At 40.9% G+C, this 13,694-nt stretch carries 15 protein-coding genes; 6 read left to right on the plus strand and 9 right to left on the minus strand.

What is annotated here, in order from left to right:
• Positions 1-10: 10 nt before the first annotated feature.
• The 3 genes from BGO42_RS08795 to BGO42_RS08805 all read right to left on the minus strand — a co-directional run bounded on the left by BGO42_RS08795 (position 11) and on the right by BGO42_RS08805 (position 2,956).
• The gene (locus tag BGO42_RS08795; RefSeq protein ID WP_273246797.1) at positions 11-1,396 is read right to left on the minus strand and encodes a TolC family protein; all 1,386 of its coding nucleotides are present in this window, start codon (positions 1,394-1,396) and stop codon (positions 11-13) included.
• Between the two features lies 1 nt (position 1,397).
• Complete coding sequence (locus BGO42_RS08800) at positions 1,398-1,844, minus strand: MarR family winged helix-turn-helix transcriptional regulator (protein ID WP_177732977.1); 447 nt, start codon at positions 1,842-1,844, stop codon at positions 1,398-1,400.
• Between the two features lie 278 nt (positions 1,845-2,122).
• Complete coding sequence (locus tag BGO42_RS08805) at positions 2,123-2,956, minus strand: DUF6929 family protein (protein WP_273246798.1); 834 nt, start codon at positions 2,954-2,956, stop codon at positions 2,123-2,125.
• Between the two features lie 130 nt (positions 2,957-3,086).
• Here BGO42_RS08805 and BGO42_RS08810 point away from each other — a divergent pair, with 130 nt between their 5' ends.
• Positions 3,087-3,965, plus strand: a complete 879-nt coding sequence (locus BGO42_RS08810) for a PPK2 family polyphosphate kinase (protein WP_273246799.1) — start codon at positions 3,087-3,089, stop codon at positions 3,963-3,965.
• 38 nt (positions 3,966-4,003) lie between these two features.
• On the opposite strand, the gene BGO42_RS08815 is transcribed toward BGO42_RS08810, so the two are convergent.
• The 3 genes from BGO42_RS08815 to BGO42_RS08825 all read right to left on the minus strand — a co-directional run bounded on the left by BGO42_RS08815 (position 4,004) and on the right by BGO42_RS08825 (position 5,486).
• Entirely contained in the window at positions 4,004-4,429 is a 426-nt protein-coding gene (locus BGO42_RS08815) for an META domain-containing protein (protein WP_273246800.1), read from the minus strand.
• 5 nt (positions 4,430-4,434) lie between these two features.
• Positions 4,435-4,884 carry a copper resistance protein NlpE gene (locus tag BGO42_RS08820; RefSeq protein WP_177732986.1) on the minus strand — a complete coding sequence of 150 codons (450 nt, stop codon included), beginning with the start codon at positions 4,882-4,884 and terminating at the stop codon, positions 4,435-4,437.
• A 110-nt stretch (positions 4,885-4,994) separates the two neighbouring features.
• The gene (locus BGO42_RS08825; protein ID WP_177732988.1) at positions 4,995-5,486 is read right to left on the minus strand and encodes a hypothetical protein; all 492 of its coding nucleotides are present in this window, start codon (positions 5,484-5,486) and stop codon (positions 4,995-4,997) included.
• Between the two features lie 228 nt (positions 5,487-5,714).
• Between BGO42_RS08825 and BGO42_RS08830 the strand changes: the two genes are divergently transcribed.
• Both BGO42_RS08830 and BGO42_RS08835 read left to right on the plus strand, forming a co-directional pair.
• Entirely contained in the window at positions 5,715-7,115 is a 1,401-nt protein-coding gene (locus BGO42_RS08830) for an MATE family efflux transporter (protein ID WP_273246841.1), read from the plus strand.
• Positions 7,116-7,138: 23 nt separating this feature from the next.
• Entirely contained in the window at positions 7,139-7,366 is a 228-nt protein-coding gene (locus BGO42_RS08835; protein ID WP_177732989.1) for a DUF8828 family protein, read from the plus strand.
• Positions 7,367-7,374: 8 nt separating this feature from the next.
• On the opposite strand, the gene meaB is transcribed toward BGO42_RS08835, so the two are convergent.
• The 3 genes from meaB to BGO42_RS08850 form a co-directional block, all read right to left on the minus strand.
• On the minus strand, positions 7,375-8,445 hold the full coding sequence (meaB, locus tag BGO42_RS08840; protein WP_273246842.1) for a methylmalonyl Co-A mutase-associated GTPase MeaB: 1,071 nt from the start codon (positions 8,443-8,445) through the stop codon (positions 7,375-7,377).
• A 108-nt stretch (positions 8,446-8,553) separates the two neighbouring features.
• Positions 8,554-9,201: an NAD(P)-dependent oxidoreductase gene (locus BGO42_RS08845; RefSeq protein ID WP_273246801.1), complete on the minus strand. Its 648-nt coding sequence runs from the start codon at positions 9,199-9,201 to the stop codon at positions 8,554-8,556.
• Between the two features lie 56 nt (positions 9,202-9,257).
• Positions 9,258-9,665, minus strand: a complete 408-nt coding sequence (locus BGO42_RS08850; protein ID WP_177732993.1) for an RrF2 family transcriptional regulator — start codon at positions 9,663-9,665, stop codon at positions 9,258-9,260.
• A gap of 130 nt (positions 9,666-9,795) precedes the next feature.
• Here BGO42_RS08850 and BGO42_RS08855 point away from each other — a divergent pair, with 130 nt between their 5' ends.
• From BGO42_RS08855 to BGO42_RS08865, 3 genes are read left to right on the plus strand one after another with little or no spacing between them, the layout of a single operon-like run.
• Positions 9,796-11,025: a multidrug effflux MFS transporter gene (locus tag BGO42_RS08855; RefSeq protein WP_273246802.1), complete on the plus strand. Its 1,230-nt coding sequence runs from the start codon at positions 9,796-9,798 to the stop codon at positions 11,023-11,025.
• 17 nt (positions 11,026-11,042) lie between these two features.
• Complete coding sequence (locus BGO42_RS08860) at positions 11,043-12,257, plus strand: MFS transporter (protein ID WP_273246803.1); 1,215 nt, start codon at positions 11,043-11,045, stop codon at positions 12,255-12,257.
• A 27-nt stretch (positions 12,258-12,284) separates the two neighbouring features.
• Complete coding sequence (locus BGO42_RS08865; RefSeq protein WP_273246804.1) at positions 12,285-13,682, plus strand: FAD-binding oxidoreductase; 1,398 nt, start codon at positions 12,285-12,287, stop codon at positions 13,680-13,682.
• The last annotated feature ends 12 nt before the right edge of the window (positions 13,683-13,694 follow it).

Here is a 13,694-nt window from a genome sequence, read left to right on the forward strand (position 1 = left end):
GTTCCTGATTTTATTTGGATAACTGTTTGGTTAGTTCCCCGGTTGCTATTATGGTTTCGATGGCGGCTAAACGCTGCTCGATTAAAGTGTTTACTTTGTTTAAAGAAGCTTTGTACAAATCGTTCTCGGCTTCCAGGCGTTCTGAAATATTGATTAAGCCTTCTTTATACTGTTTGACAGCCAGATTCAGGTTGTTGCCGGCTACCTTTTCCTGCTGGCTGGCGATTGCTGTTTTCTGATTCAGTACCGTGTAATTGACGAAATTGTTTTCCAGAAGCAGTTGCAGTTTTTCTTTGGTATCATCTATCTGGTTCTGTACCTGTTCAATATTGATCTTGGCTTCGTGTACTTTGTGTTTTCGTTCAAACCCGCTGAATAATTCCCATTTTAAGGCAGCACCGATAATCCAGTTCTGGCTGATGGTCAGCTCATTTAAACCCAGATTCAGCGGCTGGTTCAGCAACGGAAGCGGCGGCGTGGTCGCATTGGCGTCAAATAAACTGGAATAGGTCATCCCGCCAAAAGCACCCAAAGTGGGTAAATAGGTTCCTTTTTCTTTTTTCAGCGCATATTCATAAGCCGATTTGAACGATTGCAACGCTTTGATTTCCTGTTTGTTTTCGGTGCTCAGGTTTTCATCCTGGATGAGATAGGGAACCAGATTGTACTGAACGTTTTTGATCTCACTATCGGAATAACCGGTAAGGTAATTGATCTTTTTATAGACAACTTTTCGTTTTCCTTCCAGTTCTATCTTTTTCGAACTCAGTTCCAGTGTGGCCAGCTTGATTTTATCCCGGTCATACGGAATGGCAAGTCCCTGTTCGATTGCTCTGCTAACGCGCAGTGTTTCGGCATTGAGTCTTTTCTCGCTGTCGTTGATCAGTTGTTCCACTTCGTTTAAAAGTGCCAGCTGGTCGAAAGTATTGATTACATCTTTGATGATGCCGTCTTTTTCAGACTCCGTCAGGTAGGCAGTCCCGATGGCTTTCTGTTCGATGGCTTTGGCGCCGTTCGGAATTTGAAAACCGCTGAACAAAACCGTTTTTGCCATGATACCGCCGTGGAAAATATTGCCATAATTGTCAAAGGAAGTTTTGCCTTCCAGCAACGGATAATTGACAATGGGTACGTTTACGGTTGGAAAATCAACCGTCAGCCGGTTGTCAAAGTACATATAAAGTGCTGTGGCTTCAACGGTGGGAATGTATTTGTTCCAGACACTTTTTTTCTGAAGATTCAGCTTTTCAACTTCAAGATTTTTATTTTTTAGCGAACTGCTTTTTTCAATGGCTTTGGTAATGGCATCCTCCAGTGAAGTAGACACTTCAATCTGGGCATGAGCCTGGAAAAACAGGAATAGCGAAACGAAGGAAAGGAGTATGTTTTTTTTCATCTTATTTCTTTATTTCGAGGTTATCGTATATTTTTAAGAAAGTCTCCCGGACAATGCGGAGTTCATCCGGATCGATGCCCTTTACCGCTTCATTCACGGTAGCATCGACTACTTTCATAACCGTATTTTCAATAGATTTTCCTTTGTCGGTCAGGAAAATCAGGTTCAGGCGACGGTCTTTGGCGTCCGGTTTGCGGGTCACCAATCCTTCTTTTTCAAGATTGTCTACTAAACGGGTAATGCTTGGTTTATCCCTATAGGTTTCATCGGCAAGTACCTGCTGGGAACAACCGTCATTTTTCCAGAGTACTGCCAGTATGGACCATTTCTCTTTTGTTAAGCCAATATTGTTAGCCTTGAAATTATTCAGCAAAGCCCGGTTAAAAGCCGACTGTATTCTTCCGGATAATATATTGTATAAATTTTCTGTTGTAAAAATAGTTTCCATGACAATAGTTGTTTAAACAACTACAAAAATAGCAACTTTTACCGGCTAATTCCTTATTTTTCTTGTTATTAACATTTTTTTATAAGAAATACGTTCCTATAAATGTAAGATATATTTTTCTAAAAACGATTCCTGAGTTGTGATTTTTTGGTTAATAATCACAGATTTAATCGCATTTTGAATGGTATTGTTATAAAGATGCTGACTGTAACAGCAGATTAAAAAAAGGCATGAAGTTATCCTCCATGCCTTTTTTGATTTTGCGGGTGTGCCGGAATTTATTTTTTCAGGCTTAATTGGTAAATGTCTGCCTGTAGTTTGTCGGTGTCATTGTCTTCACATAGCAGGAAGGTAATATCATCAGCCGACTGGCGGTAAAGGGTTAAACCTTCAAACTTATGCGTATCGGTGATTTTTCGGGTAAAATCAACTTTCATCTTTTCAATATCAATACAGCCGATAACGCTTCCCAAAACGGCACCGTCATTATAGGTTGAGGTCGTGTTTTCGGCAGCTGCCAAAAAGTATAGCTTATCATTCACGTGTACAGCATCGGTAAACCCGGTACGGACACCTTTAATTTTTGGCAATTTCAATTCGCTGAAAATAATGCTGAAATCATCGATAAGGTTTTTGCCCTGGATGGTAAAAACGATATTTTTCCCGGAACTTCCGTTGCCGCGGTTAAAAAAGTACCAGCTTTCCCCGGTATAGGCAACTCCTTCAATGTTGAAATTTTCCGGACTGATGGCGGCAAAACTTTGCATAGCCAGGTACAGATCGGAAAGATCGGTTTCGGAAATGACTTCTTTTGTTTTAGCATTAACTTTTACCATTTTGTTTCGGTTTTGTGTCGAACCGGAACCAAAAAGATAAAGCGTGTCCGCATAGGACGCTATTGCTTCAAAATCTGGTTTGATTTTTTTAGCAATGTTCTCAGCCGGATTATCCGCTAACGGATGGCGTTTCAGTTCGGAAGATTTCAGTTGGTATTCATATAAATAAGAACTGTTGTCGCTAATGATGTTTAACGTATTGTCCTTAAAAAACAAACCGGATGCCGAACCTACTCCGATAATTTGAAAGAGTAATTCCAATGTGAATCTATTCATGATTTTGCTGTTGAATTTGCTGTGTTCAAAGTACTGCAATATTTCCAGAATAAGGAAAAAAGTCGCCTGAAATTACAGCAGTCGGATTAAAAATATTCTTATTTTTATAGAAATGTAAAAGTCCAGTGCTATGAAGAATATTAAATGTGATGATTTTAGAGTGGATAAAAAAATAAAATTATCCGATATACCCACGGTGTACAATGTTGATACTTCAGAGAAAAAGAAGTCGAAAGCATTGGAAAAAACAAGGGAAAAACTAAGCAGGCTTCAGGATAAAATGTATGCCCATAACCGTTATGGTGTGCTGATCTGTCTGCAGGGAATGGATACTTCGGGGAAAGACAGCCTGATCCGTGAGGTTTTTAAGGAATTTAATTCCCGCGGTGTAGTGGTGCATAGTTTTAAAACGCCAAATTCCACAGAACTGGAACACGATTATTTATGGCGCCATTATTTAGCGCTTCCGGAAAAAGGCAAGTTTTCGGTTTTTAACAGAACGCATTATGAAAATGTACTGGTTACAAGAGTGCATCCTGAATACATACTCAATGAAAATTTACCGGGTATTGAAAGGGTGGAAGACATCCCGGAAGATTTTTGGGAAGACCGCTATGAGCAGATCAATAATTTTGAAAAGCATATTACCCGGAACGGGATTATTGTCCTGAAATTCTACCTGCATCTGAGTAAGGAAGAACAGCGCCTGCGATTGTTAAGACGCCTGAATATTGAAGACCACAATTGGAAATTTTCCCCCGGAGATTTAAAAGAAAGGGCTTTGTGGGAGCAATATCAGGAATATTATGAAGAAGTTATCAATAATACTTCCAAAAAGCATGCGCCCTGGTATATAGTTCCTGCAGATAATAAAGAAACCTGCCGTTATATCGTTGCCAAAACAATATTGGATGAAATGGAGAAATATACCGATATCAAAGAACCGGAGCTGGATCCTGAAATTAAAAAGAATATAGCCGTTTATATTGAACAGCTGGGAAAAGAATAAGCATAAAAAACGCCTTACTTATAAGGCGTTTTTTTTATTTATTTTACGGCTTCAAACTTCGCCAGCGGTGCCATTCGGGCACGGTTGAGCTGCAGGGTTTTACCGTTATGATTGTAGTTGTCTACCGTTTGTAAGGCTTTTAAAAATTCACTTTCTGTTGTCATGTCTTCACAAGCCATAAGCGTACCCATTAAATGGGAAAGCGAGATACGGCTTCCTTCTTTCAATTCATAGGTTCCGCCAAAGCCATTACATCCGCTGAATCCGGAAACACGATGATCCTCTTTGTTCAGTTGCAGGTAAATGTCTTTACCGTTTTTTGTTGTGGTTACGGGTTTACCCATTAATTCGGTCAGTTTCCATTTCGTGCCTTCTAAGGCAACGGCTGTATCGGCTTTTTTATAAGAATTACATCCTACAGTGATAAAAGCGAAGGTTACTAAGGCTAATACTATTTTTTTCATATCTGTTACATTTGTTTGTTGAGAACATATTTTTTAGCTAATGCTCCCGTAATTTTGTTACCGTTCATATCCAGCATGATCAGTTGATTGGCGCTGACAAGGAACTGGCTCGGACCGTTTTTGATATTGTCTAACTTGATGGTGCTGCCATCACTGCTCCATGAAAAAGTACCTGTTATCTGAAAAATATCATTGCCCTTACCCAGGTATTTTGTTGACATCGCAAAAGTTTTGTCTTCATTTACAGTAATGGATGTTTCAATACCTTCACAATCGGCACAAGGAGTAACGCCTATATAGGTTCCGCTCCAGTCCAATAAATTCTCACTGCTTTTTTCCGGTACTGTCGTTCCTTTCATTTCTGTCTCTGCGCCAGTACTTTCCGCTTTGTTTTCCTTTTTACAGGATGTCATTGTCAATGCTATACATGCAACGGCAAGGATTACTTTTTTCATGGGAATTGATTTAAAGTTTATGACTATTTTTCAAGAAATACACTTTAAAGGTAGTGATATTTTTTTAACATTTTTTAAAAATCAGTTAAAAAAACATCACCTTTTTCCTATTATAATTTAAAACCATAGGCCAGTCGAAGCGAAAGCTGTCCTGTATTGAAATGGTTATAATCTTCGTATCGTAAGCTGATATCGATGTTTTTGGTGGCGATACCAACACCGGGAGCCCATAAAAAGGAAGTACCCATGCCATCGTTCACCCCGATTCCGGCACCCACTTCACCCAAAACATAAATCTGGTCCCCTAAAAAGGATTTGAATCCTAATTTTGCAGGAATAAAGCCCGCATCTTTTTCTTTATTGAACAAATGGGTGTACCCCGTAGTTGCTGCCAATGAAGTTTTTTGCGTCAAATCGTATTGCAGCCTTGCATCAGCCCCCAAACTGAAATCATACGCGCTGTTAATTGGAATACCTCCGTTTAACCCAAACCCAAGTCGCCATCCTTTTTCATACCCCTGAGTCTGTGCCTGGGAATCTGTGGAAAAGAATAGTGCTGCAGCTATCGCAGTCAGTCCTAAAAGCTTTTTTACATTTTTCATAATGAATACGTTTAATGTTTAACATTTGCTATTCAAACAATAATTGCGCCATTTTGTTTTGCCTCAAAAGATAATTTTATGTTAAATTAATATAAAAATACATCATAAATAGTGTTATCTGTTTGGTTGTTAGGTTTTTGTAATGTTTTTTGGAAAGGCTAAAAAATTAAGTTTTTTGTTTATTTTATGGAGAAGCAAGTTCTTACCTTTGCCGGAAATGTGGAGAAAATGAGATTGTCGGTATACACAAAAGAGTTCAGATATAATTTAAAATTAGCCTATCCTATTATTCTAGGAATGCTCGGGCACACACTTGTAGGAATTGTAGATAACATTATGGTTGGTAAATTAGGACCAACCGAATTGGCTGCCGTTTCTTTAGGAAATAGTTTTGTTTTTATCGCCATGTCTCTGGGAATCGGTTTTTCTACAGCGATTACACCGTTAATTGCAGAAGCCGATGGTGAAAAGAGTATTGAAAAGGGGAGAAGTGTATTTCATCACGGTTTGTTCCTGTGTACTATTCTGGGAATTTCGCTGTTTACCCTGATCTATTTTTCCAAACCGATCATCAGTTATATGGGACAGCCTGCCGAGGTTGTTGAAATGGCGAAACCGTTTTTAGATATTGTCGCTTTTTCATTGATTCCGTTAATCATCTTCCAGGGATACAAACAATTTGCCGATGGGAAATCGGAAACCAAATATGCCATGTGGGCCACCATTTTGTGTAATGTGGTACACTTGATTATCAATTATTTCCTGATTTACGGGATCTGGATTTTCCCCAAAATGGGAATTGTAGGCGCAGCGGTAGGTACTGTTTCCTCCCGGTTTGTGATGCTCATTTACATGCATTATGCTTTGAAAGCAAAAGAAAAATTCAAACCATATTTTGAAAACTTCAGCTTTGGAGAGATCCGGAAAACCATGATCAATAAGATTGTAGGATTGGGCTTGCCTTCTTCCATGCAGATGTTTTTTGAAGTAGCCTTGTTTACCGGTGCAATATGGCTTTCCGGCCGATTGGGGACAACCAGCCAGGCTGCAAACCAGATTGCGTTGAGTATGGCTTCCCTGACCTTTATGTTTGCATCCGGACTGAGTGTTGCCGGAATGGTGAGAGTCGGCAATCAGAAAGGTATGCAGGATTATAAAAAACTGCAGATTGTTGCCCGTTCCATATTCCTGCTGGCCGTGGTGATTGAAACGGTATTTGCCTTGTTGTTTATTGCACTGCATAAAGTTTTACCGGGTTTGTTTGTAAACGTGGAAAATGCCCTGCACCTGAAAGACACGGCTGAGGTTATCCTGATTGCTTCCCATTTGTTATTGGTGGCTGCGGTTTTCCAGATTTCCGATGGTGTACAGGTAGTGGTTCTGGGAGCTTTGCGAGGCATACAGGATGTTAAAATACCAATGTACATCACTTTTGTAGCCTATTGGGTTATTGGTTTCCCGATCTCTATTTATCTGGGATTGTACACCAAACTGGGCGGTGTGGGTATCTGGATCGGATTGTTAGCAGGTTTAACGATAGCCGCAATATTTTTGTATCTTCGTTTTAGCCGCCTGACGAACAAACTGCTTTTGGAAGATAAAGCAAGACAGGCAGAAATAGTTAATTAAAAAGACATAAATACGTATTGAACATGGAATTACCAAAATTTGTATTGGCCGATAACACTGATTTTCCGGATGATATTTTTATCATTCACCTGGAATATCCCCGTTTTTTGATCAACCTTAAAGATGATGAAATCGAGTTCCTGGAAGAACTGGATGAAGAAGAGGAAGATGAACTGGAAGCGGAAATGGAGAAATTAATCACTCTTGCCGGAGAATTTTACGACAGAGAGATGGAACGTTATGAAGAATAACGAACCGGTTATTTAAAATACTTTTCCAATAATAACTGAGCGGCTGCAAACGGTGATATTTCATTGTTTTGCACCGCTTTTTTGTTTTCGTCCAGTAATATCTGGATATCCGGATGATTGTAAAAGTTGCGTTTCAGCTGTTCGTTGATGGTTTCCAGTAACCAGTACTGATTTTGTTCCCTGCGTTTTTTACTGAAATAGTCATTGTCCTGCGTTAGCTGGAAATAAGCTGTTATGGTATCCCATACATCGGCAATGCCTTCATTTGTCAGTGCGCTGCAAGTAGTTACTTTAGGCGACCAGCCGGAATTTTTCATTGGGAAAAGGTGTAAGGCACGATTGTATTCCGTTTTAGCGAGACGGGCACGTTTGATGTTGTCGCCATCGGCTTTATTGATCACAATCGCATCAGCCATTTCCATAATACCGCGTTTGATTCCCTGCAGTTCATCGCCGGCTCCGGCTAAATTGAGCAGTAAGAAGAAATCCACCATACTGTGTACGGCTGTTTCGCTCTGGCCCACACCAACGGTTTCTATCAGGATGGTATCAAATCCGCAGGCTTCACAAAGAATGATCGTTTCCCTTGTTTTACGGGCTACACCACCCAGGCTTTCTCCGGAAGCAGAAGGGCGGATATAGGCATTTTCATCCTTTACCAGTTCTTCCATCCGCGTTTTATCGCCTAAAATACTGCCGTGCGACAGCGAACTGCTCGGATCGACAGCAAGAACCGCTACTTTTTTTCCTAAACTGGTCAGGTATTTACCAAAAGCTTCAATAAAAGTACTTTTTCCAACACCGGGAACTCCGGTAATGCCTACGCGAACCGATTGATTGGCATGCGGCAAACAAGCTTTGATGACCTCATTTGCCTTTTCCAGATGGGCAGGGCTGGTACTTTCCACAAGGGTAATGGCGCGGCTCAGGGCGATTTTGTCTCCTTTCAGGATACCGTCTATCAATTGCTGGGCAGACGGCTGCTTACGGCGAAATTGCTGAATCTGGGAAACGGAAGCCGAACTGATAATTTCAGGTTGTTCGATGCCGTCTTTTTCGTGTAAAGCGGAAGGATGCATTTTCTTTTGAGCCACTGGAATAAATTTGAATGGTAAAATTAAAGAAAAAGTGCACACTGTTCAAGCTCAAATTGACAATGTGCACTTTTAGTATAAAAAAAGAAGGAATTAATATGCTGCTGTAAAGCGTACCTGGTGGTGTTTCGGTGTTTCTGCCTCATCGGCAATAACAACGGCTAAATCTTCAACAGAAAGAATACTTCTCTGGTTGTCGTCAAAAACCGGATTGTCTAAGCCCAAACGGTATTTACCGGTTCTTCCGGTGGTGATTCCCTGGTGCATTTCGAATGCCGGACTAAAGAAAGCCCAATCCAGTTCTTTTTCCTCTTTTAAGATGTTCAGGTAATCTCTTGCGGCTGAGGCACCGGCATAATATTCTTTCGGAAAATCAGGTGTGTCAACAGCTTGTAAACCAGGCGCTACAAATAAGCTTCCGGCACCGCCAATTACGATAAAACGGTTTACGCCTGATTTTTTTACAGCTTCCTGTATGGATCTGGAACCGGCAATAAAATCATTATACAGGTCCGGGTTGGTCCACCCGGAATTGTAGGCACTGATCACGATATCGTTTCCGGCCAAAACAGACGCCAGTTCTGCGGCATTAAAAATATCCGCTTTTACCCAGCTGATATTTTGTGCTTCCGAAGTTTTCGGATTTCGGGCAATGGCGGTTACCTCGTGGTTACGGCCTGCTATTTCTTTTAAAATGTTTGAGCCTACAAATCCTGTGGCTCCGATGATTGCTATTTTCATAGATATAAAATTAATATATAATAAAATTTGTTACAGTTTTGGGTAAAAAAAACCGGTCAGAATTTTTCACTGAATTCTGCCAGCGAAATTGTCTTTAATTTGCTGATAATGGAATCGTTAATATCGTCATATAAATGCGTCAGATTAGTGTTGATTTGTTTGCCAACCGGACAAAGCGGGTTGGGATCATTTTTAGAAAAACCGAAGTTGACCTTTTCGAAAGTGATATTGAAAATCTCTTCCATAGAGATGGCTTCGGGCGATTTGAGCAGTTTGGTACCGCCGTATTTCCCTTCACGGCTTTCCACCAAATGGTTCTTTTTAAGATTTGCAATTTCTTTACGCACCAAAACCGGATGAATATTCAGGCTTCCGGCAATATAATCGGATGCCAGGTATTCTTCGGGGAATTTCGCCAGTAAAGTTAAAATGTGGGTTGTAATTGCAAATTTTCCGCTAATCATAACTGTAATAAAATATGTTACAAATTTATGATGTCTATCGGAATAAAAAAATATTTTGGCATTTTTTTAAGATAATTTAGTACGGCTAATCTCCGAACTATTGCCGAAATTTGCACGTTGAAATTTAAAAATGAAGATGACTTTTAAACAGAAATACACGATTCTCTTTATTCTTGCCGGCTTATCAGCTTTAGCCCCATTTAGTATCGACATGTATTTACCGGCTTTCCCGGCCATCGCAAAAGGACTGCAAACCGATATTGCACAGGTAACCTTGTCCTTAACCAGTTATTTTATCGGAATCAGTATCGGACAGCTTTTTTACGGCCCGATAACGGATAAATTCGGAAGAAAGAAACCACTGCTTTTCGGATTGAGTGTTTTTATGCTGGCTTCCGTTGGCTGTGCCTTATCGCCTTCGATTTCGTGGCTCATCACAATGCGGGTAATCCTGGCTTTAGGTGGTTGCGTAGGAATGGTTGTGGGGCGTGCCGTGGTAAGGGATTTGTTTCCGGTAGCGGAAATTGCTAAAATTTTCTCGATTTTAATGCTGATAGTGGGTGTCGCACCCATACTGGCGCCTTCAATAGGCGGATGGGTATTGACCGTTTCGACCTGGAGGACGATATTTTATTTTCTAACGGCATTCGGTTTTATTTTGACGCTGGCAGTATATTTTTATTTGCCGGAAAGTCAAAAGGAAGCAAACGATAAACCGCTGAATTTTAAAAATGTGATTCAGGATTATAAAACGGTTTTTAACGAAAAAACATTTCTGTTCTATGCTTTTTCAGGCAGTATTGCCATGGCCGGGATGTTTGCTTATATCAGCGGTTCGCCTTTTGTTTTTATGAAATATTTCGGTTTGACGGAAGCGCAGTACGGCTGGGTTTTCGGTACAAACGCGATGGGCTTTATACTGGGCAGTCAGCTTAACCGTTTGCTGTTGAAGCGGTTTTCGTCCCTGCAGATCATCACGTTGTCTTCCTGTACACTGTTCATTGTTGCCGTATCCTTAATCGTATTGTTCCAGAGTGAGCTGATTACTACCGGCGTTTTGATAGCCCATCTGTTTACATTTTTGTTCTGTTTGGGATTACTGGTACCCAATAGTACTGCTATGGCATTGGCTCCTTTTACAGAAAATGCGGGAAGCGCCTCTGCTTTAATCGGGTTTATACAAATGGTTAGCGGCGCAATACTCTCGGCAGTTGTGAGTGCCCTGCACAATGAAACCCTGTTCCCGATGATTTTCGGAATGGCCTTGTCCGGAATTTTAGCCTTTATGATTGTCATGCAGCTGAATGCAAAAGTCAAAAAAGGAAAACTGGCTCCGGTGGCGATTCCTCTAAAAAAATAAAATAATTATAGCGTTATATGAAAACGAATGATATTACGATAACAGCTGTTGAATCCAAAGAACTGGCACAAAAAACAGCTTATTCCATACTATTTTCGATCAGTTTTGCCCATTTACTGAACGATTTGCTGCAGGCGGTGATCCCTTCGGTATATCCGATTTTAAAAGATAATTTCAATTTGTCGTTCACACAGATCGGACTGATTACGTTCTCATATCAGATGGCTGCTTCGATTTTACAGCCATTTGTAGGCTTCTATACCGATAAAAACCCCAAACCGTTTTCGCAGTTGTACGGTATGTTGTTCACCATCGCCGGAATTGTGGTTTTATCCTATGCCGCGAATTTCTACCTGATCTTGCTGGCAGTTGTACTGGTTGGTATCGGGTCGTCCATTTTTCATCCGGAATCATCACGGGTATCGTATCTGGCATCGGGCGGAAAACGCGGACTGGCACAGTCGATTTTTCAGATTGGCGGAAACGCCGGAACAGCAATCGGACCGTTATTGGTAGCCATATTTGTTGTTCCTAAAAGTCAGCTGTACATCTTGTGGTTCCTGATCTTTGCCATTATTGCCATGTTCGTTTTAAGTAAAATTGCTTTTTGGTACCGCGATCACCTGAGCCTTCGTAAATCGAAAAAAACGGAACCTGAAATATTGCACAATCTTTCGCAGACCCAGGTTACCTTTTCCATCATTATCCTGTTATTGCTGATTTTCTCAAAGTTCTTTTATACGGCGAGTATGTCCAGTTATTTTACTTTTTACCTGATGGATAAGTTCCATGTTTCGGTTCAGGATGCGCAATTCCATTTGTTCTTATTCCTGATGTCGGTAGCGGCCGGAACCCTTTTGGGTGGACCGTTAGGCGATAAATTCGGACGAAAATACGTGATCTGGTTTTCGGTTCTGGGTGTAGCACCCTTTACACTGATGCTGCCTTTTGCCAATTTATTCTGGACCGGTGTGCTTTCGATGGTTATCGGGGTGATTTTATCGTCAGCTTTCCCGGCAATTCTGGTATATGCGCAGGAATTACTGCCTAAAAAACTGGGCATGGTTTCCGGTTTATTCTACGGATTTGCATTCGGTATGGGCGGATTAGGTTCGGCTATACTGGGGTGTTTAGCAGATAAAACAAGTATTACGTATGTTTACCAGATCTGTGCGTTTTTACCTTTGATTGGACTTATTGCTTATTTCCTTCCGAATATTAAGAAGAAATAGGTAATTTCACCGTATAAAATGATAACAATGACTCCCGAAATAATAGCAAAACTTCAAGAGATAACAGGTGTTTCTTTTGTTTTTACCGATGATGAAACCCGTAATAGCTACGGACATGACGAAACCGAAGATTTTGTTTTTCCGCCCCATGTCGTGGTAAAACCGGCTTCGGCCCAGGAAATTTCCGCGATTGTAAAAATTGCCAATGACTATAAGATCCCGGTTGTTCCAATTGGCGGCAGAACGGGACTGAGCGGAGGCGCTTTGAGCATTCACGGCGGAATTGCGATTTCAACCGAAAGATTGAACAGGATTCTGGAAATTGATGAAAGAAACTTACAGGTTATCACCGAACCGGCTGTAATTACGCAGGTTTTACAGGATACTGTTCTGGAGAAAGGCTTGTTTTACCCGGTTGATCCGAGCAGCAGGGGAAGCTGTTTTATTGGCGGTAATGTAGCCGAAAATGCAGGTGGTGCCAGAGCGGTAAAATATGGAGTTACAAAAGATTATGTGCTAAATCTGGAAGTGGTTTTGCCAACCGGTGAGATAATCTGGACCGGGGCGAATACTTTAAAAAATTCTACCGGTTATAACCTGACACAGCTCATGGTGGGCAGTGAAGGGACGCTGGGTATCGTTACCAAAATTGTTTTAAAGCTGCTGCCGAAAAACAATCACAATGTCCTGATGCTGGTTCCTTTTTATAAAGCAGGGCAGGCATGTGAAGCGGTTTCTGCCATTTTCAGAGCCGGTATCGTTCCGAGTGCGCTGGAGTTTATGGAGCGGGATGCGATTGACTGGACACTGAAATTTATTGACGGTTTAAATGTAGCCGTTAAAGCCGATATTCAGGCACATCTGCTGATTGAAGTTGATGGTAATTATCCGGATATACTTTTTGCCGAAGCCGAAAAAATCATGCAGGTTTTGGAACAGTTTGACATTGATGAAATTCTTTTTGCCGATACAGACGACCAGAAAAATGCCTTGTGGAAAATGAGAAGAGGTGTGGCGGAAGCGGTAAAATCCAATTCGGTTTATAAAGAAGAAGATACTGTTGTGCCGCGATATGAGCTGCCAAGACTATTGGAAGGTATCAAAACGATCGGGAACAAATACGGATTCAAATCGGTTTGTTACGGACATGCCGGTGACGGTAATTTGCATGTGAATATCATTAAAGGGGATATGACGGATGAAAACTGGAAAACGGAAGTGCCGAAAGGAATCCGTGAAATTTTTGAACTCACCGTTGCCTTAAAAGGGACTTTATCCGGAGAGCACGGTATTGGTTATGTGCAAAAGAATTTTATGGACATTGCGTTCAGCAAACAACAGCTGCTGTTAATGAAGAGCATTAAAGCTATTTTTGACCCGAATAATATCCTGAATCCGGGGAAGATATTTCCGGACTCGCTATAACGTTAAATAAAA

It is taken from the genome of Flavobacterium sp. 40-81 (assembly GCF_001898245.1).
Lineage (GTDB): Bacteria > Bacteroidota > Bacteroidia > Flavobacteriales > Flavobacteriaceae > Flavobacterium > Flavobacterium inviolabile.